Origin of the sequence: Sphingomonas sp. PP-CE-1A-559 (assembly GCF_004340965.1) — a bacterium.
Lineage (GTDB): Bacteria > Pseudomonadota > Alphaproteobacteria > Sphingomonadales > Sphingomonadaceae > Sphingomonas.
Map to the genome: position 1 here is coordinate 148,572 of NZ_SLYA01000003.1, position 19,021 is coordinate 167,592.

General features: G+C 67.2%; 13 protein-coding genes and 1 tRNA gene. 7 read left to right on the forward strand and 7 right to left on the reverse strand.

The genetic code is table 11. The features are described from left to right. Positions 1-286 precede the first annotated feature (286 nt). Genes C8J42_RS10985 through C8J42_RS10995 form a run of 3 tightly spaced genes read right to left on the reverse strand, consistent with a single transcriptional unit; the run spans position 287 to position 5,799 of the window. Positions 287-3,619 carry an error-prone DNA polymerase gene (locus C8J42_RS10985; RefSeq protein WP_133020094.1) on the reverse strand — a complete coding sequence of 1,111 codons (3,333 nt, stop codon included), beginning with the start codon at positions 3,617-3,619 and terminating at the stop codon, positions 287-289. Between the two features lie 13 nt (positions 3,620-3,632). Beyond that, the gene (locus C8J42_RS10990; protein ID WP_243644395.1) at positions 3,633-5,102 is read right to left on the reverse strand and encodes a DNA polymerase Y family protein; all 1,470 of its coding nucleotides are present in this window, start codon (positions 5,100-5,102) and stop codon (positions 3,633-3,635) included. Next, on the reverse strand, positions 5,071-5,799 hold the full coding sequence (locus C8J42_RS10995) for a hypothetical protein (RefSeq protein ID WP_243644316.1): 729 nt from the start codon (positions 5,797-5,799) through the stop codon (positions 5,071-5,073). The genes C8J42_RS10990 and C8J42_RS10995 overlap by 32 nt, the downstream gene beginning before the upstream one ends. A gap of 219 nt (positions 5,800-6,018) precedes the next feature. On the opposite strand from C8J42_RS10995, the gene C8J42_RS11000 reads away from it, so the two are divergent. The 7 genes from C8J42_RS11000 (at position 6,019) to C8J42_RS11030 (ending at position 14,084) form a co-directional block, all read left to right on the forward strand. Beyond that, positions 6,019-6,093 (forward strand) — tRNA-Gly (locus tag C8J42_RS11000). Positions 6,094-6,212: 119 nt separating this feature from the next. After that, on the forward strand, positions 6,213-8,420 hold the full coding sequence (locus tag C8J42_RS11005) for a penicillin acylase family protein (protein WP_133020096.1): 2,208 nt from the start codon (positions 6,213-6,215) through the stop codon (positions 8,418-8,420). 18 nt (positions 8,421-8,438) lie between these two features. After that, positions 8,439-9,170, forward strand: coding sequence for an ABC transporter ATP-binding protein (locus C8J42_RS11010; RefSeq protein WP_133020097.1), 732 nt, complete (start codon positions 8,439-8,441; stop codon positions 9,168-9,170). Further along, positions 9,160-11,706, forward strand: a complete 2,547-nt coding sequence (locus tag C8J42_RS11015; protein WP_133020098.1) for an ABC transporter permease — start codon at positions 9,160-9,162, stop codon at positions 11,704-11,706. Before C8J42_RS11010 ends, C8J42_RS11015 begins: the two co-directional genes overlap by 11 nt. Beyond that, the gene (locus C8J42_RS11020) at positions 11,706-12,782 is read left to right on the forward strand and encodes a carotenoid 1,2-hydratase (protein ID WP_133020099.1); all 1,077 of its coding nucleotides are present in this window, start codon (positions 11,706-11,708) and stop codon (positions 12,780-12,782) included. Before C8J42_RS11015 ends, C8J42_RS11020 begins: the two co-directional genes overlap by 1 nt. 83 nt (positions 12,783-12,865) lie before the next feature. Further along, positions 12,866-13,750: a type 1 glutamine amidotransferase gene (locus tag C8J42_RS11025; RefSeq protein ID WP_133020100.1), complete on the forward strand. Its 885-nt coding sequence runs from the start codon at positions 12,866-12,868 to the stop codon at positions 13,748-13,750. A 28-nt stretch (positions 13,751-13,778) separates the two neighbouring features. Further along, complete coding sequence (locus C8J42_RS11030; RefSeq protein ID WP_133020101.1) at positions 13,779-14,084, forward strand: hypothetical protein; 306 nt, start codon at positions 13,779-13,781, stop codon at positions 14,082-14,084. A 46-nt stretch (positions 14,085-14,130) separates the two neighbouring features. Here C8J42_RS11030 and C8J42_RS11035 read toward each other — a convergent pair whose 3' ends face one another. From C8J42_RS11035 to C8J42_RS11050, 4 genes are all read right to left on the reverse strand, one after another. Then, positions 14,131-14,481 (reverse strand): response regulator, encoded by a 351-nt coding sequence (locus C8J42_RS11035; RefSeq protein ID WP_133020102.1) that lies wholly within the window; start codon positions 14,479-14,481, stop codon positions 14,131-14,133. A 92-nt stretch (positions 14,482-14,573) separates the two neighbouring features. Further along, positions 14,574-14,906, reverse strand: coding sequence for a hypothetical protein (locus C8J42_RS11040; protein ID WP_133020103.1), 333 nt, complete (start codon positions 14,904-14,906; stop codon positions 14,574-14,576). A gap of 14 nt (positions 14,907-14,920) precedes the next feature. Further along, positions 14,921-16,402 carry a PAS domain-containing protein gene (locus C8J42_RS11045; protein WP_243644318.1) on the reverse strand — a complete coding sequence of 494 codons (1,482 nt, stop codon included), beginning with the start codon at positions 16,400-16,402 and terminating at the stop codon, positions 14,921-14,923. A 138-nt stretch (positions 16,403-16,540) separates the two neighbouring features. Next, positions 16,541-18,958: an EAL domain-containing protein gene (locus tag C8J42_RS11050; protein WP_133020104.1), complete on the reverse strand. Its 2,418-nt coding sequence runs from the start codon at positions 18,956-18,958 to the stop codon at positions 16,541-16,543. Positions 18,959-19,021 lie beyond the last annotated feature (63 nt).

The window sequence follows — 19,021 nt, forward strand, 5'->3', positions numbered from 1 at the left end:
TCCGACATCCATGGGTGCGCATGGGCATAGATACGACCTTGCGAGACGGTGCCCCCGAATTGGCCAGCATTTCCATCTTCAGACAAGCCACCTCCCCGGCGAAGGCCGGGGTCCAGTTGGAAAGGTCGCAGTTACGAAGCGCAGCCTTTATCAGCAGCGTTTCCCAACTGGACCCCGGCTTCCGCCGGGGAGGTGCCTTCATTCGGAGGGAGGTAGGCGCCAAACCGGTCCGGGTGACAGAGCGTTCGGCGATGTTGGGCACCACACCAACAAGCGCCGATAAACCTCAATGAAAGTCACGCGATTTGGGGAGAACACGCACATCCCGAGGATGAGTCGCCCGCGGATGATGCGCGCGCGCATCCGGACTCCGCGTCAGGACCGGCCGGATCACCTCGTCCACCCGCGCGAGCGGCGGCTCCAGCGCGTGATCCTCCGACAACAGCCGCAGCATCTCGGTGCGATCCTGCACCCGCGACGTCATCAGGTGCGTCACGCCTTCCTCGCTACGCTGGATCACGCCCTCCAGCACCATCAGCCGCGACGCCATCACCGCGCGGCGGTTCGCCTCGAAATCGCGCGCCCACATCAGCCCGTTGGTGATCCCGGTCTCATCCTCGATCGTCACGAAAATCGCATTGCCCTTGCCCGGCCGCTGGCGGACCAGGACGACGCCCGCCACCTTCGCGCGCCGACCGTCCTTGGTAGCGTTGGCCTGCGCGCTCGACAGGATCCCCTCGGCGGCAAAGCGAGCGCGGAGGAACTGCATCGGATGCGCCTTCAACGACAACCGAGTCGTCTGGTAATCCGCCGCGACTTGTTCGGACAGCGGCATCGCCGGCAGATGCGCATCGGGCTCCGCGCCAAGCTCCGGCACCTCTGCCGCCGCGAACAGCGCAAGCTGCTTGGGCGGCGTCCGACGCACATCCCACAAAGCCTCGCGCCGCTCCTTAGCCACCGATCGAAACGCATCCGCATCGGCCAGCAGGTTCATCGCCCGCTGCGGCAGGTTCGCCCGCCGTGCGAGGTCCTCGATACTAGCAAACGGCGCAGTCCGAACGCGAACGATCTCGTCGGCCCAATCCTTCCGAAACCCATCCACCTGCCGAAACCCAAGCCGCAAATCCACACCTCGGGCTTCAAGCGAGTTATCCCACGCGCTCGCATTCACATCGACCGGCAGCACGGTAACCCCGTGCTCGATCGCATCGCGCACCAACTGCGCCGGCGCATAAAACCCCATCGGCTGCGAATTGAGCAACGCGCAGCAGAACACCGCCGGGTGAAAGCATTTGATCCACGACGACACATACACCAGCCGCGCGAACGACAGCGCATGACTCTCTGGAAACCCGTAGGACCCGAACCCCTCGATCTGCTTGAAACAGCGTTCGGCGAACTCTGCCTCATACCCACGAGCGACCATGCCGCCGATCAGCTTGGCCTGGAAATTGTTCATCCCTCCGACCTTGCGAAACGTTGCCATGGATTTCCGAAGTTCGTTGGCCTCATCGGGTGTGAACTTCGCCGCGACGATTGCCAGCTTCATCGCCTGTTCCTGGAACAGCGGCACGCCGTACGTCTCGCCAAGCAGCACTTCGAGTTCGTCGCTTCGGCCATGCTTGGGCGATGGCGATGGATAAACCACCACCTCCTTCTTCGCGCGCCGCCGAAGGTACGGATGCACCATGTCGCCCTCGATCGGGCCGGGTCGAACGATCGCGACCTGCACCACCAGATCGTACAGCTTCCGCGGTCGCAGGCGGGGCAGCATGTTGATCTGCGCGCGGCTCTCGACCTGGAACACACCGATGCTGTCCCCATCGCACAGCATGTCATAAACCTTGGAATTCTCGTCGTTGGCGATCGTCTTCAGTTCATGATCGCCGAGCCCGTGCTGTCGCATCAGATCGAAGCTCTTGCGGATGCACGTCAGCATCCCGAGCGCGAGGATGTCGACCTTCATCAGGCCAAGGCAATCGATATCGTCCTTATCCCATTCGATGAACGTGCGGTCTTCCATCGCGCCGTTGTGAATTGGCACGATCTCGTCGAGCCGGCCCTGCGTCAGCACGAACCCACCGACATGCTGCGACAAGTGGCGCGGGAATTCGAGCAACCGTTCGACCATGTCCTGCAACCGGGCGATTTCCGGATTGGCAACGTCGAACCCCGTTTCGGCAAACCGCCGTTCCGGGAATCGGTTCGAGAAACTGCCCCACACCGTGCTGGTCAGCCGTTGCGTGACGTCCTCTGTAAAGCCGAGCGCCTTGCCGACTTCACGCACCGTACTACGCGACCGAAAATGGATGACAGTCGCTGCGATCGCCGCGCGCTCCCGACCGTAGCGCCCATAGATATACTGCATCACTTCTTCGCGCCGCTCATGCTCGAAGTCGACGTCGATATCGGGCGGCTCGCTCCGTTCGGCCGAGACGAAGCGCGAGAACAGCAGGTCGTGCTTCATCGGATCCACCGACGTGACGCCGAGCACGTAGCATACCACCGAGTTGGCGGCCGATCCGCGCCCTTGGCACAGGATCGGCGGATCGGCGCTGCGAGCGAACCGGACGATGTCGTGGACCGTCAGGAAGTAATAGGCGTATTCCTGTTGCCGAATCAGCGCGAACTCGTCGCGCAGCGATGCCAGCAGCTTGTCCGGCACATAGCCGTCATATTGGTCGATCGCGGATTGCCAGGCGAGATGCTCCAGCCATCCTTGAGGTTCCCAGCCTACGGGGACGGGCTCATGCGGATATTCGTATTTGAGTTCGTCGAGCGTGAAGTCGATCCGCGCGAGCAGCTTTGCCGTCTCGCCGATCGCGTGCGGCCGGTCGCGGTAAAGATGTGCGATCTCGTCCGCATCCTTCAAATGGCGTTCGCCATTGGCACCGAGCCGTTTGCCGGCTCGCTGAATCGTCGTGCCCTCGCGAATGCAGGTGACGATGTCGTGAAGCGAGCGATCGTCGGCGACTGCATAACGCACGTCATTGGTCGCCAGGATCGGCACGCGCGCCTTGACGGCGATCCGGGCAAGCCGGGTCTGGCGTCGCCGATCGCGACCGCCATGCGGCATCGTAACCCCAAGCCACACCGATCGCCGCGCCAGCGGACGGAGCGCGACAAGCGTAGCCTCGAGACTGGCATCGTTGCGGACGGGAAGCACGAAATCCTTGTGCGCGACCACCGGCCGGGCGGTGCACTCGGGCATGACGATCAACAGGATTTCGCCGAGATGCGCGATCAGATCGTCGAAACCGAGGATGCAGCCGCCTTTCTCGGCCCGCCGGTTGCCTAGCGTCAGCAGGCGCGTCAGCCGTCCCCATCCAGCCCGGGTCGCGGGATAAGCGACGATATCCGGCGTACCGTCGGCGAATACGAGACGCGCGCCGACCACAAGCTTGAAATCGAACGGTGGCAGGTTCGCGCCGAGCTGCCCCCGTTTTGCGCGTTCAAATGCATCATAGGCCCGGACCACGCCGGCAACCGTATTGCGATCGGCGATGCCGATACCCGCCAGTTTCAATTCGATCGCGCGACCGACGATGTCGCTGGGGTGGCTGGCGCCATCGAGAAAAGAATAATTGGTCGCCGCGACCAGTTCCGCGAACCCGGTCATGGCGCCTCGCCGCTCACGCGAAGACGCCGTGGAGGTACCAGCGCGGCGCCTCCATCTCGGAATACAGGCCGTGGCGGAAGATCCAGAAGCGGCGGCCGCGGCGGTCTTCGATGCGGTAGTAATCGCGCGTCGGGATGTCCTGCCGCCGCCACCATTCGCCGGCGATCCGCTCGGGCCCCTCGCTATGCGCCACGTCATGCACGGTGCGGCGCCAGCGGAAGCGGTGCGGCGGGCCGTCGGGGACCTCGGCCATCATCGATTCGATCGGTTGCGGCGGATCGAACAGATAGATTGGGCGGAGCGGCGGTTCGCCCGTCTCCGGCGCAGTCCAAGGCGTCGGGGGGGGCGCCTCGGCGGCGGGCAGCATCAGCTCCGCCTGCTCGGGGATATGACTATCGCGTGCCGAGAACCGGCGTACCCGCGCTCGCCCCAGTCGCGTGCCAAGCTGGTCGACGAGTTGCGCGACCTCGCCCTTCTGCGCCTCTCCGCCTTCGAGCTTCAACTGCGACGCATCGAGCTTCTCCGCTAACGCAACATCGAGGCGGACGAGATCATAGCCGAACCCCGGATCGAGCGGGTCGGCGAGGCTGTCGATCCGTTCGCGGAACAACCGCATCAACAGCGCCACGTCGCGCGTCGGCTGGCCGGTCTCGATCCGCAGCCGCTGGACGAGGCCGTCCGCACGGAACAGGCGCGCCTCCCACCGTCGGCCGCCTTCGTGGCGGTCGGCAAGCTGAGCCGCGGCTTCGGTGGCGAGTTCGGCCAGCATCTCCAGCGCATATTCGGTTCGCGCGATCGGTTCGGCGAAGCGGCGTTCGACACCGATCTTGGCCACAGTGCGTCGCGCGACGATCGGCCCCTTCACCGACCCGTCGAGCCGGCGGATCATCATCGCCGCCTCCTCGCCGAATCGGGCGGCAATCGTTGCCAAAGGCCGCGCCATCACGTCGCCGACCGTCTTCAGCCCTGCACGCGACAAGGCGGTCGTCGCATCCTCGTCGAGTCCCAGTGCCGCCACCGGCAACCGCTTCACCGCACGCTTTTCATCCGGAGCCGGCGCCCCCGCATACCGCGCCAACGCTCGCGCCGTATCGGGCGTGTCGCCGAACGCGTGACGCACAAGCAGGCCGCGCCGCGCTAAGCGCTCCTCCAGATCGGCGGCAAGGCGGCGCTCGCCCTCGAACTCGTGCACGCACCCGGCAATATCCAGGATCAACCCGTCGGGTTCGTCGAGCGCAACCGAGGGCGTGTACCGCTGGCACCCGTCCGCGAGCCGCTCGAGCCATTCGTGATCGGCATGCGCGTCATGCTCGTACACCTCCAGTTCGGGCACCCGCGCTCGTGCATCCGCTAGGGTTAGCCCCGGCTGGAGTCCCGCCCGCACCGCCTCGCGGTCGAGCGCCTTCAGTCGCACCCCACCAGAGACCGTTTCGACGAACGCGATCGGCGTCTCAGCCCGTCCGACGAACAAATGCGGCCGCATCGTCCGCAGCCGCTCGATCGGCAGCCACGGGAACACCAGCGCCAGGTAGCGCCGCGGAATCACCAGAGGCGAAGGCGGTTTGGTCGAAGATATGCGCGTCACGGTCCCACTCCACGCGCCAGCGAAGCCCGGCCTGGCCTCCGCGTCGACGCAGCAATTCGATATCGAAGGCAGGTTTGCCCGGCGCGTCGGCCTCCAGTGGTCGCGATCGACACGCGGCGACCTGCCAGCGCGATGCGGCCGCACTCGGCACCGGTTCGGCACCGATGCGCAGGCTCAGGATGGTGACGCCCGAGGCTTCGGCCGCCAGCATCAGCCGCCGCGTCGCGGTAAGATCGATTTTAGGCGCACGTCCCCAGGACTCGATCAGCAAGGTACCGAGCCCGTGGCACCGCGCGGCATCGGCGGCGGCCCGCAACAAGCTCGCCTCGTCCTCGACCAGCCCCAGCACCAGCGACGATACGTCGAGCCCCATCTCGACCAACCCGGTCGCATGCAGTCGTCCGCCTTGTCGCTCGCTCGCCTCGGTCCGCAGCCACATCACCGGCGCCGCCTTTGCCGCCAACACCGAAGCGATCGCGAACCCCGCGCCACTCGCCGAATCGTCGACCGTCGCGAAAATCTCGTGGAGTTGCGCCTTCGCCATCCCCTGCGTCAGCCACGCATCGTCCGCACGGCCATCACCCTGAGTCGGCATCCCTGTCGTGGCAATCCGCTTCAGGCGGGCTATCAAGGCAAGCGACTCGTTCACAATTGTTCTTGTAATGTTCTAGTGCCGGAGTCGCCAAGCGGAATCGTGTTTGCAGCAAATTTCACGCGAAAGTTGAAAAGGCGCTTGCCGTCCCGGAAACACCGGGCTAACAGCGCGCCTCACCCAGTCACCGTGTCGCTTCAGACCGGAGACATAGGCGCCAGAGCGGGCGTAGCTCAGGGGTAGAGCACAACCTTGCCAAGGTTGGGGTCGAGGGTTCGAATCCCTTCGCCCGCTCCAGTTTTCTCAGGAAAACAGCGGTCCAGCGCGAGGCGACAGAGCCTCAGCTTTCCGATCCACCATCTTCATCACCGTCACTACGCATGGTATTTCCTATGCGCTCGCCTTACGCTTCGCGCATGGCAATACTTCCGCATGTGCGTCACCCGTTGATCCTGTCGGCTTTGCTGCTGGCCGCCCCGTCCTCTGCGGCATCAGGTACTGCGCCCACCGACATGCAACGATGGCAGGCGCAGGCCAAGCGCGTGACGATCACCCGCGACGACTGGGGCATCCCGCATATCAAGGGTCGGTCGGATGCCGATGCGGTGTTCGGGATGATCTATGCGCAGGCGGAGGACTATTTCCCGCGCATCGAGGCGAATTACCTGACCGCGCTCGGCCAGACCGCCGAGGCGGCCGGCGCTGACGTGGGCGAGGACGCGGTGTGGGCGGACCTTCGCCAGCGCCTGTTCGTCGACCCGACCACGCTGAAGGCAGACTATGCCGCGAGCCCGGCCTGGTTGCGCACGCTGATGCAGGCCTGGGCGGACGGGCTGAACTATTATCTCGCGACGCACCCGCAGACAAAGCCCCGCGTGCTGACCCGGTTCGAGCCGTGGATGGCGCTCAGCTTCACCGAAGGCAGCATCGGCGGCGATATCGAGCGGATCTCGCTCAGCGACCTGAAGACCTTCTACGGCCAGCCGACTCCGCCCACGCCAGAAGAACTCGGGATGATCCCGCGCGAGCCGTCGGGCTCCAACGGCATCGCCATCGCGCCCCGGCTGACCGCGAACGGCCACGCGCTGCTGCTCATCAATCCGCACACCAGCTTCTATTTCCGGTCCGAGGCGCAGATGACCAGCGACGAGGGGCTGAACGCGTATGGCGCCAGCACCTGGGGCCAGTTCTTCGTCTACCAGGGCTTCAATCCGAAGGCCGGGTGGATGCACACCTCGGCAACGGTCGACAACGTCGACGAGTTCGCCGAGCGGATCACGCGGCGTGGCGGCGGCTATGCCTATCGCTACGGAACGGCCAGCCGGCCGGTCATCGCACGCATCGTTACGCTGCGAGTCCGCCAGCCCGACGGGACGATGGCCGAGCGCCGCTTCACCATCTACCGCACGCATCACGGCCCGATCGTCGCCACCAAGGCCGGCAAATGGATCGCCACCGCGCTGATGTGGCGCCCGGTGCCGGCGCTCGAGCAAAGCTACCTGCGGACCAAGGCGACCGATCTCGCGGGCTACATGAAGGTCGCGGCGCTGAAGGCGAATTCGTCGAACGACACGCTGTTCGCCGACAGCAAGGGCGAAATCGCGTTCCTGATGCCGCAGTTCATGCCGGTCCGCGACGATCGCTTCGACTATACCCGCCCGGTTGATGGCAGTGACCCCGCAACCGACTGGCATGGCCTGCATACGCTCTCCAGCCTGCCGAGCGTGCTCAACCCGCGCATAGGGTGGGCGCACAACACCAACGACTGGCCGTGGAGCGCGGCGGGCCCCGACAGCCCCAAAGCAGCGGACTATCCGCGCTATATGGATCAGGTCGGCGGCAATGCGCGGGGCGTTCATGCCGACCTGTTGCTGACGGGGAAGACCGGCTGGACACCGGACACGCTGCGGACGGCGGCGTTCGATCCCTATCTCCCCGCCTTTGCGCGGCTGCTGCCCGGACTGGTCGCGGCATGGGACGCGCTTCCCGCCAGCGATCCGCGTCGCGCTGCGCTCGCCGCACCGATCGCGCTGCTCAAGCGCTGGGACCACCGCTGGGCCTATGATTCCACCGCGACCAGCCTCGCGGTCTTCTGGGGCGACCAATTGTGGCGCGAGGTCGGCAGCTTCGCGCAGGCGGAGAGGCTGAACGTGCCCGACTATATCGCCACGCGCGTTGGCCCTGATGCGAAGCTCGCCGCGCTGAGCACCGCGGTCGCCCGCCTCAAGCAGGATTTTGGCGACTGGCGGACGCCGTGGAAGGACATCAATCGTTTCCAGCGGCTCGACGATTCGATCGCGCCGCATTTCGACGACAGCCGCGCCTCGACCCCGGTGCCGTTCACCTCGGCGCAGTGGGGCAGCCTCGCGTCGTTCGGCGCGAAGCCGTGGCCGGGGACGAAGCGCTATTACGGCACCAGCGGCAACAGCTTCGTCGCGGTGGTCGAGTTCGGCCCGCGGGTGAAGGCGATGGCGGTCATGGCCGGCGGCCAGAGCGGCGACGTCCGATCGCCGCATTTCGCCGACCAGGTAGCGCGCTATGCCGAGGGACGGTTGCGGCCGGTCTATTTCCATACCGACGAACTCACGGGCCACGTCGAACGAACCTATCGGCCGGGTAACTGATCTACCGCATATCCAGCGATGTCGGTGCTTGCGGCGCCACCCAAGCTATTGCACGGACTGGACATGCCTGACGCCCCTCCCCTTCTCGCGGTCCGTGCGCTCGGTAAGTCGGTACCGGGGCCGCGGCGGTTGTTCCGGCATCTGGATCTGGAGGTCGGCGCGGGCGAACTGGTCGCGATCATCGGCGAATCGGGGGTCGGCAAATCGACTCTGCTCAACATCCTCGCCGGGCTGGACGAGGCGGACGACGGCAGCGTGGCGATCGACGGCATCGACCTCGGCACGCTCGACGAGACCGCGCGGACCCGGTTGCGGCGCGAGCGGATCGGCTTCGTGTTCCAGGCCTTCCACATCCTCCCCTATCTGACGCTGCGCCAGAACGTTGCGCTGCCGCTGGCGCTCGTCTCGCCGGATAATGCCGCGGCATCGACGCGCGCCGAAGAGATGCTCGATGCGGTCGGCCTGGACGGTCGCGGCAACGGCTATGCGCGGGATCTGTCGGGGGGCGAGTTGCAGCGCGTGGCGATCGCCCGTGCGCTCGTCCACCGCCCCGCGCTGATCCTCGCGGACGAGCCGACCGGCAACCTCGATCCGGAGACTGCGGCGCGCGTGCTGTCGCTGTTCGCCGACGCGGTGCGCGGCAATGGCGCGGCGGGCGTGATGGTGACGCATTCGGACGCGAGCGCGGCGATCGCCGACCGCGTGCTGACGCTGGGCGCCGAGGGACTGGTGGAGCGGCGTGGCGCCTGAGATCGGCCTGACGTCCGGGTCCGGGCTCTGGTCGGGACGGCTGGGACTTAGGTGGCTGATCGCGGGCGAGTGGCGGTTCCACCCTGCCCGCTTCCTGTTGACGGCGGTCGCGATCGCGGTCGGCGTGGCGCTCGGCTTTGCGGTGCATCTCGTCAACGGATCGGCGCTGGCGTCGTTCGACGGCGCGATGCGCGGCGTCAGCGGTGCCGCCGAACTGTCGGTCCGCGCGACCAGCCCGCTCGGCTTCGACGAACGCCTCTATCCCCGCGTCGCGCGTGCCGATGGCGTCGGCGATGCCAGCCCGGTGCTGCGGATCGATGCGCGGATCGGCAAGGCTCGCCTGACCCTGCTGGGCGTCGACGTGATCCGTGCCGCCACGGTCACGCCGTCGCTGATCGGCATCCGCCCGCGTGGTCCCGATACCGGCAACGATACGGCGTTCGACGAGTCCGCGCTGTTCCTGTCACGCGCGGCGCTGACCCAGGTCGGTGCGAAGATCGGAACTCAGCTAGTCGTCGTCGCCAATGGCCGGTCGGTGCCGCTGCGGGTTGCGGGCACGCTGCCGGCGACGGACGAATCGACCGCGGTCGGCGTCATGGATATCGCCGCGGCACAGTGGCGGTTCGGGCGTCTCGGGCGGATCGACCGGCTCGACCTGGCGCTGTCGGATCGCGCGACCGCGGAGCCGGCTTTGCGCGAGATCCTGCCGGCAGACGCGATATTGTCGACCGCCGAGACACAGAATGCGCAAGGCGATGCCTTGTCGCGCGCGTACCGCGTCAATCTCGACATGCTGGCGCTGGTCGCGCTGCTGACCGGCGGTTTCCTCGTCTATTCGGCGCAGTCGCTGTCAGTGGTGCGGCGGCAACGCGCGTTCGCGCTGCTCCGGACGCTCGGCATGCCGCGCGCCGGGATCATCGCCGCAGTCGTGATCGAGGGGCTCGCGATCGGACTGGTCGGCGCGGCGGCAGGATTGGCGGCAGGATACGGCCTGGCATGGGCGGCACTCCACTGGTTCGGTGGCGACCTGGGTGCGGGCTATTTCGGCGGTAGCACCGCGCGCGTCGTGATCCAGCCCGGTGCCGCGATCGGATTTTTCGCGCTCGGCCTGCTCGCGGCGATCCTCGGCAGCGCGTTGCCGGCGCGCGTCGCGGCACGCGCTGCACCGGCCGCAGCGCTTAAGAACGCGGGCGACGTGCTTGATCCGCGGCGCCCGGTCGCGTGGTGGCCCGCCGCCGCGCTACTCGTCGCCGGAGGCGCAGCGTCGCTGTTGCCTGCGATCGCCGGGCTCCCGCTGTTCGGTTTCCTAGGGATGGCGCTGATGCTCGCGGGCGGCGTCGCGGGCGTGCCGTGGTTCGCCCGCACGCTGCTGACCCCGCTGGCAAGGCGGACGCGGGGCAGCGTGCCCGGCTTGCTCGCGGTCCGCCATCTTCACGGCGCGCCCGGCGAGGCGGCGACCGCATTGTGCGGGATCGTCGCGTCGACCGCGCTAATGATCGCGATGGCGACGATGGTGACGAGCTTCCGCGGCGCGGTCGACGAGTGGCTCAACCAGGTGCTCGGCGCGGACCTGTATCTGCGCACCACCGCCGGCGCGACGTTCGATCCGGCGACCCGCACGCGTATCGCAGGCACGCCGGGTATCGCCCGCCTCGCCTTCAGCCGCCAGATCCCGCTGACCATCACCGCGGATCGCCCACCCGTCAGCCTGATCGCGCGACCCGAGCGCGGAGGCCGCGATCCATTGCTGGTGCTGATCGATCGCGGACCGCCTGTGCCGAAGGATGCGCTGCCGATCTGGGTCTCGGAGCCCGCGCACCGCCTGTACGGCTGGGATGCGGGCGAGCGCATCACGCTGCCGATCGCCGGCCGCACGCAGTTCACCGTCGCCGGCATATGGCGCGACTACGGACGCCAGGCGGGCGCGGTGCTGATCGACGAGGGCGACTACCAGCGCCTGACCGGCGACGATCGCCGCGACGAGATTTCCGCGACGATTCTGCCCGGTGCGGATCCGGCCAAGGTCGCGCGCGCGATGACAGATCGCCTGCCCGCCGACCTGCGCCCCCAGGTCGAGGTCGGCCAGCCGGCGACGCTGCGCAAGCTCGCGCTGACGCTGTTCGATCGCAGTTTCGCGGTCACCTATCTGCTAGAGGCGGTGGCGATCCTGGTCGGGCTGGCGGGCGTGGCGGCAACGATGTCGGCGCAGACGATCGCACGCGAACGCGAGTTCGGGATGTTGCGGCATCTCGGCCTCACCCGCGGCCAGCTCACCAGGATGCTCGCCACCGAGGGCGCGATCGTCGGTTTCACCGGCGCGCTCGCGGGGATCGGGCTCGGCCTGGTCCTGTCGCAAGTGCTGATCCACGTCATCAACCCGCAGTCGTTCAACTGGACGATGACCACCCGCATCCCGCTCGGCACGCTGATCGGCGTCGCGACCGCGCTGACGGGTGCGGCGGCGGCGACCGCGATGCTCGCGGGGCGGCGCGCGACGTCGAGAAGCGCGGTACAGTCGGTGCGGGAGGATTGGTGATGCTGCGACCTTGGGCCCTGCTCGGCTGGATCGCCGCGATCGGAGTCGCCGCACCCGCCGCCACGCCGCCCGCCCCCTATCCGGTCGTGCGGCCGGGGATCAGCTTGCGTTTCCCCGCGGATCACGGCGCGCACCCGGCGTTTCGCACCGAATGGTGGTACGTCACCGGCTGGCTGCGGACCGAAGATGGCAAGGATCTCGGCTTCCAAGTGACGTTCTTCCGCACCCGCCCGCCGGTCGATCCCCGCAACCCGAGCCGGTTTGCCGCACGCCAGGTCCTGTTCGCGCACGCCGCGCTGTCCGATCCGACCACCGGCAAGCTACTCCACGGCGAGCAGGCGGCACGCCAAGGCTTCGGTCTCGCGCAGGCGCGGACGGGCGATGCCGACGTCGCGATCCGCGACTGGCGGTTGCGCCGCGCGGGGAATGGCCGCTGGACGACGCGCGTAAACGCGGACGGCTTCGGCCTCGCGCTAGATTTCCAGGCGACCCAGCCTCCCCTGCCGCAGGGCATCGGAGGCTATAGCCGCAAGGGGCCGCGCCCCGAGGAGGCCAGCTATTACTACTCGGTGCCGCATCTCCGCGTGACGGGCCGCGTCCGCAAGGGTGGCGGAACGATCGCGGTGACCGGCGAGGCATGGCTCGATCGCGAATGGTCGTCCAACTACCTCGCGCCAGCCGCGCAAGGCTGGGACTGGACCGGGCTCAATTTCGACGACGGCTCCGCGCTGATGGCGTTCCGCATCCGGCGCAAGGGCGGCGGTACGGTCTGGACGGGCGGCTCGCTCCGTCGCGCCGATGGCAGCATGACGGTGTTCGGCCCGAACGACGTCGCCTTCCGCCCGCTCGCGACATGGCGCAGCAAGGCGACCGGCGCGCTCTACCCGGTCTCGCAGGAACTGAGCGTGCGCATCGCCGGCGGCATCCAGCGCTGGCGCCTCGTACCGATGTTCGCCGCACAGGAACTCGACGCCCGCCGCAGCGGCCTGCCGGTCTATTGGGAGGGCGCGGTCCGCACCCGCGGCGGTCGCGGCTATCTCGAACTCACAGGCTACGAGCGCGCGCTGGAAATGTAGGCGCGCAAAATTTGCGACGGCGGCGGACGAAACGCGTGCCAGCGCGTTGAGGTCGCTCGAACCGAAACGGGAGAGGACCGGGTTTGCCGCATTTTCTGGTTGCCGAAAGCGAGACCGCGGACGAGCGCGAGGCGCGTCGTCGCCACGCCGGCAAAAGCTCGGGCGAAACCTATGCGTCGACGCTTCGTCAGCTCCGTCCCGATGCCGAGATCACGATCGTCGCACCCGCCGACGACGATGCGCAGGTCTATGCGCCGGACGCCCTGGGCCTGTTCGACGCGGTGTTCATCACCGGATCGCCGCTCCACGTCTATGACGACAGCCCGGAGGTCCGACGCCAGTTGACCTTCATGCGATCGGTGTTCGCATCAGGCACGCCGTCGTTCGGATCCTGCGCCGGTCTGCAGCTCGCGGTCGCCGCCGCCGGAGGGAAAGTCCGCAAGATGCCGCAGCGGATGGAGGCCGGGATCGCTCGCCGCATCACGCCAACCCACGCCGGCCGCGATCACCCGCTGCTCGCCGGCCGCGCGGCCAGCTGGGACGCCCCCGCGATCCACGGCGACGAGGTCGAGACGCTCCCCGATGACGCAACGCTGCTCGCGAGCAACGCCGTCACGACCATCCAGGCCGCCGAAATCCGTCATGACGGCGGGATTTTCTGGGGCGTGCAATATCACCCCGAACTCGCGCTCGGCGAGATCGCAGTCGCGTTGCGCCGTCAGGCCGAGGACATCGTCGAAGCCGGGCTCGCGGAGACGACCGGCGACGTCGAGCACCGCGCGGACCAGCTCGATGCGCTCCACCACGACCCCGATCGCCGCTCGCTGCTATGGGCGCTCGGCGTCGACCGCGAGTTCGCCGACGAGGCGCGCCGCCGCACCGAACTGACCAACTTCCTCGATCACCTCGCGGACATCGACGCCAGCGATCGCGCACACGCCGCATCGCCCGATCTGTGTCCCGCCTGACCTTTTGACCCGCAACAAGGAGCGACCAATGTCCACCACTCTCAAGGCAAAGTTCGATACCCGCCGCGAAGCCGAGATGACCGTCGAGCGCCTGGTCCAGGAGCAGGGCATCGAGCGGACCGACATCTTCATCACCACCGACGGCGCAGACAACAGCGTCGGCGACGAGAAGGCCGGTTCGGATACCGAAGGCAAGGACCCGACGCCGGAATCACGCGACGATGCCGCCCTTGAAGGCAAGATCGTCGTCTCGGTCGACATCGCGGACAATGCCCGCGCCGCCGAGGTGAAGGCCGCGTTCAAGGAATTCGACGCGAGCGATATCGAGGGCTGACAGCCGATCGAGGTACGGCGCTAACCACGCCGTACCTCGTCGCCGCTCAGTGCGGGGCAAGTCTACGAAACGTCTCGATAACTGCGGATTCGATGATCGGCTTGTCGGGCACCGCGGCTGGCGGATCGCACGGCACGCACGCCTCGGGCGTTCCGGTAATGAACATGACGGGGATGTCGCCGTGTGCCGCGATGATCCGCTGCACCGCCAATGGACCAGTACCCTCGCGCAGCCGGACGTCTGACACGATCATGTCCGGGATGCGCGCGCCCGCGGCGAAGACCGCATCGGTCTCGCAATCGGCCTGATCATAGGAGGTGGCGCCAGCCTGCTCGATCAGGCTGATGATATGGTCCGCGATCAGCCAGTCGTCTTCGATCACAAGCACGTGGCACATCTGCGTTTCCCGTAAAACCAGTGCCTCTCAACGCGCTGGGTCCGGCCCGGGGTCCGGCTTGGACATATTTTATGGTAAAATAGGTTACTCGGTTACGCGGCGTCATCCACCGTCGCAAACCACTCCGCATAGCGCGTCGTGCGCGCCATGTGCCGGTTGAGATCGGGCGCGCCATCGGTCCACCAGACCGGCCCGCGCTCGCCCAGACCGTGCTTCGCCGCATCGACCGCGGCCCGCGCAGCCGCCTCCGCTGCGCTATCGCCCTCCCGCTTCGCCGCGGCCACGCCTCGCCGCCCGTCCATCAACGCCGCAACCAGTCGCACGCGGTCGTCTTCGTCCAGGCCGGGGTTCGCGGTCCGCCAAAGCCGTCCGCGCACCACGATATACCGTCCGTCGGGGGTCGTCAGCGGGGGCGGTTTCGGCATCGACGCAAGCGAGCCTAGAGCGGCGCGTCGATCGTGAAGACGACGCCGGTGTCGCGATACTCGATCCGGGCGGTGCCGCGCATATGTTGTGCGAGCACGCGTTCGATCATCCGCGATCCGAAGCCGGTGCGCGTCGGCGTGGTGACCACCGGGCCGCCGGTCTCCTCCCACATAAAGGCCAGCCGGCGTCCGCCTTCACCGATGCCGACGCTCCAGGCGATCGTGACATGCCCGCCCGCGACGTGGAGCGCGCCATATTTGGCGGCGTTGGTCGCCAGTTCGTGAAGCGCCATCGACAAGGCAAGCGTCACGCGCGGCTCGAGCCGGACATGCGGCCCCTCGACCGAGAACAGGCGACCGCCGCCATCGTCGAACGGCGCCATCACCCCGGTCACGATATCGGCAATCGTCGCGCCCTCGACCTCGTCGCGCAGCAACAGGTCGTGCGCGACCGCCAATGATCCGATCCGCGCACCGATCGTGTCGCGCGCCTCGGACATCGACGCGGCATCGCGCAACGTCTGGTTGACGATCGCGCTGACCGTCGCGAGCGTGTTCTTGACCCGGTGCGTCAGCTCGCCCGCCAGCAAGGCGCGATGTTCCTCGGTCCGCTTGCGCTCGGTGATGTCGGTCGAGAAGCCGGTCATCGACAGCGCCGTGCCATCCGCGCGCGTCAGCAATTCACCGCGGATCGCGACCCAGCGAACCTCGGCCGCCGGCGTCACGATGCGGTATTCGATGTCGTAATCGCATCCCGTCGCGATCGTCTCCTGGATCGCCTCGACGACGCGCGCGCGATCCTCCGGATGGATCGTTTCGAGGAACTCGGGATACCCGAACGCCGCGCCCGGATCATAGCCGAAGACGATCTTGCAGCCGTCCGACGCGTCGAGATGCTGGCTTGCGGGATCGAAGGTCCACGCGCCCAGCCGCCCCGCCTTCAACGCGAATTGCAGCCGCGCGGCGCTGTCGGCGAGCCGAACCTGCGTCTCCGCTGCAGACGCCTCGAGTTCGCGCTGCTCGGCCTCCAGCAGCGCGAGCGTTTCGCGTTCGAGCGTCACGTCGTGCTGGGACGCGACGTAATAGCGCAGATGCCGGCTGCGATCGAACACCGGCGCCACCAGCAACCGGTTCCAGAACGGCGTCCCGTCCTTGCGGTGGTTGAGCAGGTCGATCTCGATCCGCTCGGACCGCCCGATCGCATCCCGCAGCCGCGACACGTCCTCGGGATGCGTCTCCGGCCCTTGCAGGAACCGGCAATTCCGGCCGACCACCTCGTCGCGGGCATAGCCGGTCAGACGCTCGAACGCGGCGTTCAGGTGAATGATCGGGTTGTCGGGAAGCGTCGGATCGCTGATCGCCATAGGCAAGATCGCTTCGTTGAACCCGACCACGAAAGGGTCCGCCGCGTCGAGCGAACGGCCGAATGCCGCCAGGATCAGCGTATGATCGGCATCCTCGTCCCGCAAGGACGTCTGGTTCTTACTCTGTTCCAAGCAAGTATTTGCTACCTAAAGTCTCGCGCGTCGACAATAGCATACCGTCATTGCGCCGAAGCATTTCGACCGCCGGGGTGCGTGGCGAGAGAACGTGCGAACGCGACGCGATCGCGCCGCGTATCTGCCGGTAAGCCGTCAGGCGGCGATCCGTGCGACGGCGGCCGACTCTCCGCCGATCGGGCTCGAACCCATGCCCACCGCCGCTGGCACGAGATTTTCGACCGCATCGGTGAACGGCACGACCGGTCGCCCGACCAGATAGCCCTGCACCGCGTCGCACCCGATCGAGCGCAGCAATTCGAGCTGTTCGCGCGTCTCCACCCCCTCCGCATGCGTCAGGACGCCGAGTTCCTGGCCGATCGCGACGGTCGCGCGCAGCACCGCCATGCACCGCGCGTCGGAGCCCGCCTCGATCACGAAGCTCCGGTCGATCTTGATCCGGTCGAACTGGAAATCGCGAAGATGCGCGAGCGACGACTGGCCGGTGCCGAAATCGTCGAGCGCGACCTTGATCCCGGTCCGGCGGATCCGCGCCAGCATCGCCGCCGTGCGCGCGGCATCGTCGATCAGCGCTGTCTCGGTGATCTCGACCTCGACTCGCTCCGCCGCGACACCGTGGACCAGGATCGCCTGCGTCAGGTGGTGCAGCAGCGCGTCGGACTTCAACTGCCCCGCCGACACGTTGATCGCGACGTGGAGGTGCGACGACCAGCCCGCCAGCTGGCGGCACGCTTCCATGATCACCCACCGGCCGATTTCCTCGATCAGGCCGCAATCCTCGGCGATCGGGATGAAGGTATCGGGCGAGATCCAGCCGCGCGTCGGGTGGTTCCAGCGGATCAGCGCCTCGTATCCCGTCGTGATGCCCGACGACAGCGCCACCACCGGCTGGAACGCCAGCGAGAAACCGCCATTCTGCACCGCCTCGTACAGGTCGTCGGTGATGTGCTGCCGTTCGACCAGGCGCTCGGCAAGGCCCGAGACATAGGGTTGCGCACGCCGGCGCCCGCGTCGCTTCGCCTCGTACAACGCCATGTCGGCGCGCTTCATCAGTTCGTCGGGGGTCAGGTCGTTGGCAAACCCGGCGATGCCGATGCTGCATCCGGGCAGCAGCCGGCGTTCGTCGATGATCACCGGCGCGCTAAGCCGGACGACGATCGTGTCGGCCAGCGCGGTCGCCGCATCGCCGAGCTGCGTGGCGATGATCGCGATCTCGTCGCCGCCCATCCGCGCGACGAAGCTGTCGTCGGGCAGCAGGCTCGTCAGCTCGGCCGCGACATGGATCAACAATGTATCGCCGACCGCATGGCCATACGCATCGTTGATCCGCTTGAAATCGTCGAGGTCGATCAACAGCAGCGAGAACGGCTTGCCCAGACCGATCCGCGCCTCCTTCTCCTCGCGCAGCGCGCGGCGGTTGCGCAGGCCGGTCAGCGGGTCGTGATAGGCGAGATGCGTGAGGTTATCGAGCGCACGGCGTTCGGCGCTGACGTCGTTGAACGTCAGCACGATGCCCTGTCGCGGAATCGACCGGCACTGCATCTGATAGGTGCGGCCATCCTCCATCTCGCACTCGCGGTCGAAGTCGTCGTCGAGCTGCACCCACTGCTTCATCGCACCCCCGACCAGCGTACGCTTCTCCGCCGCCCAGCCGCGGCATGTCGCGATGACGTCGAGGAACTGGTCGATCGTCAGCCCAGGGCCGATCGCGTCGACCGGCGTGTTGAACAGATCGAGGAAGCGCCGGTTGAAATGACGCAGGCGGCCTTCGCGGTCGATGAACACCAGCCCGTCGGACATGCTCTCCATCACCGACTTCAGCGTCTGCGCCTCTTCCTCGCGCGTCGTCTTGAACCGCGCGAAGGTCAGCAGGCTGCCGAGGCACGTGACCGACACTGCGAACGTCATGCAGGCCGCGACCAGCCCCGGCGACACCACGCTGCCGGGCACGTCGTTGATGCTGCCGAGGACGAGGTCACCCGACAGCGACAGGAAATGCGTGACGCAGATCGACAGCGCGAACACCAGGCACCCGATAGGCCGCGAGCGCGACCAGCCACGGTTGATCTGCCAGGAGGACAGCAGCAGCGTCCCCATGATCAGCCCGGCGGCATTGGTCGGCCACGAAAAGACGTGGATACAGTCGGTCATGCCGGTGATGCCGACGGCGTGCATGCACCAGATCCCCGCCCCCGCCGCACCCGCGGCGACGATCCGCCCGTTGTGCGACCGCAACCGCGTGATCGCGACGATCGGCACGCCGACGGTCAGGACCCCGACCAGCGCCGACACCGTCGTCACGAACGGGTCGTAGCGCAGCAGCAGGTCGGGCCGGTATGCGAGGATGGCGATGAAGTGCGTCGCCCACACCCCCAGTCCGGCGGCCAGTGCCAGCGCGCCGTGACGCCAGCCGAACGGCTCGCGCTGCGCCGCATTGGCCATGTCGGTCGTGAGGAGAGAGACGGACCAGCTCGCGGTCAGGCAGATGCCGATCGCGACGACGACCAGATAGCCCGAATGCTGGAAATGGAGATTGAAGAGAGTGGGTAGCATGGTCGCTCGGTCGTTTTTTCCCGAGTGACACGAACACCTTAACGAAAAGGCACGCGCCGCTGC

Excerpts from the sequence above, each read along its gene's own strand:
- C8J42_RS10985 (WP_133020094.1), bottom strand. The coding sequence starts at position 3,619 with ATGACCGGGTTCGCGGAACTGGTCGCGGCGACCAATTATTCTTTTCTC.
- C8J42_RS10990 (WP_243644395.1), bottom strand. The coding sequence starts at position 5,102 with ATGCGGCCGCATTTGTTCGTCGGACGGGCTGAGACGCCGATCGCGTTC.
- C8J42_RS10995 (WP_243644316.1), bottom strand. The coding sequence starts at position 5,799 with ATGCCGACTCAGGGTGATGGCCGTGCGGACGATGCGTGGCTGACGCAG.
- C8J42_RS11005 (WP_133020096.1), top strand. The coding sequence starts at position 6,213 with ATGGCAATACTTCCGCATGTGCGTCACCCGTTGATCCTGTCGGCTTTG.
- C8J42_RS11010 (WP_133020097.1), top strand. The coding sequence starts at position 8,439 with ATGTCGGTGCTTGCGGCGCCACCCAAGCTATTGCACGGACTGGACATG.
- C8J42_RS11020 (WP_133020099.1), top strand. The coding sequence starts at position 11,706 with ATGCTGCGACCTTGGGCCCTGCTCGGCTGGATCGCCGCGATCGGAGTC.
- C8J42_RS11030 (WP_133020101.1), top strand. The coding sequence starts at position 13,779 with ATGTCCACCACTCTCAAGGCAAAGTTCGATACCCGCCGCGAAGCCGAG.
- C8J42_RS11035 (WP_133020102.1), bottom strand. The coding sequence starts at position 14,481 with ATGTGCCACGTGCTTGTGATCGAAGACGACTGGCTGATCGCGGACCAT.
- C8J42_RS11040 (WP_133020103.1), bottom strand. The coding sequence starts at position 14,906 with ATGCCGAAACCGCCCCCGCTGACGACCCCCGACGGACGGTATATCGTG.
- C8J42_RS11050 (WP_133020104.1), bottom strand. The coding sequence starts at position 18,958 with ATGCTACCCACTCTCTTCAATCTCCATTTCCAGCATTCGGGCTATCTG.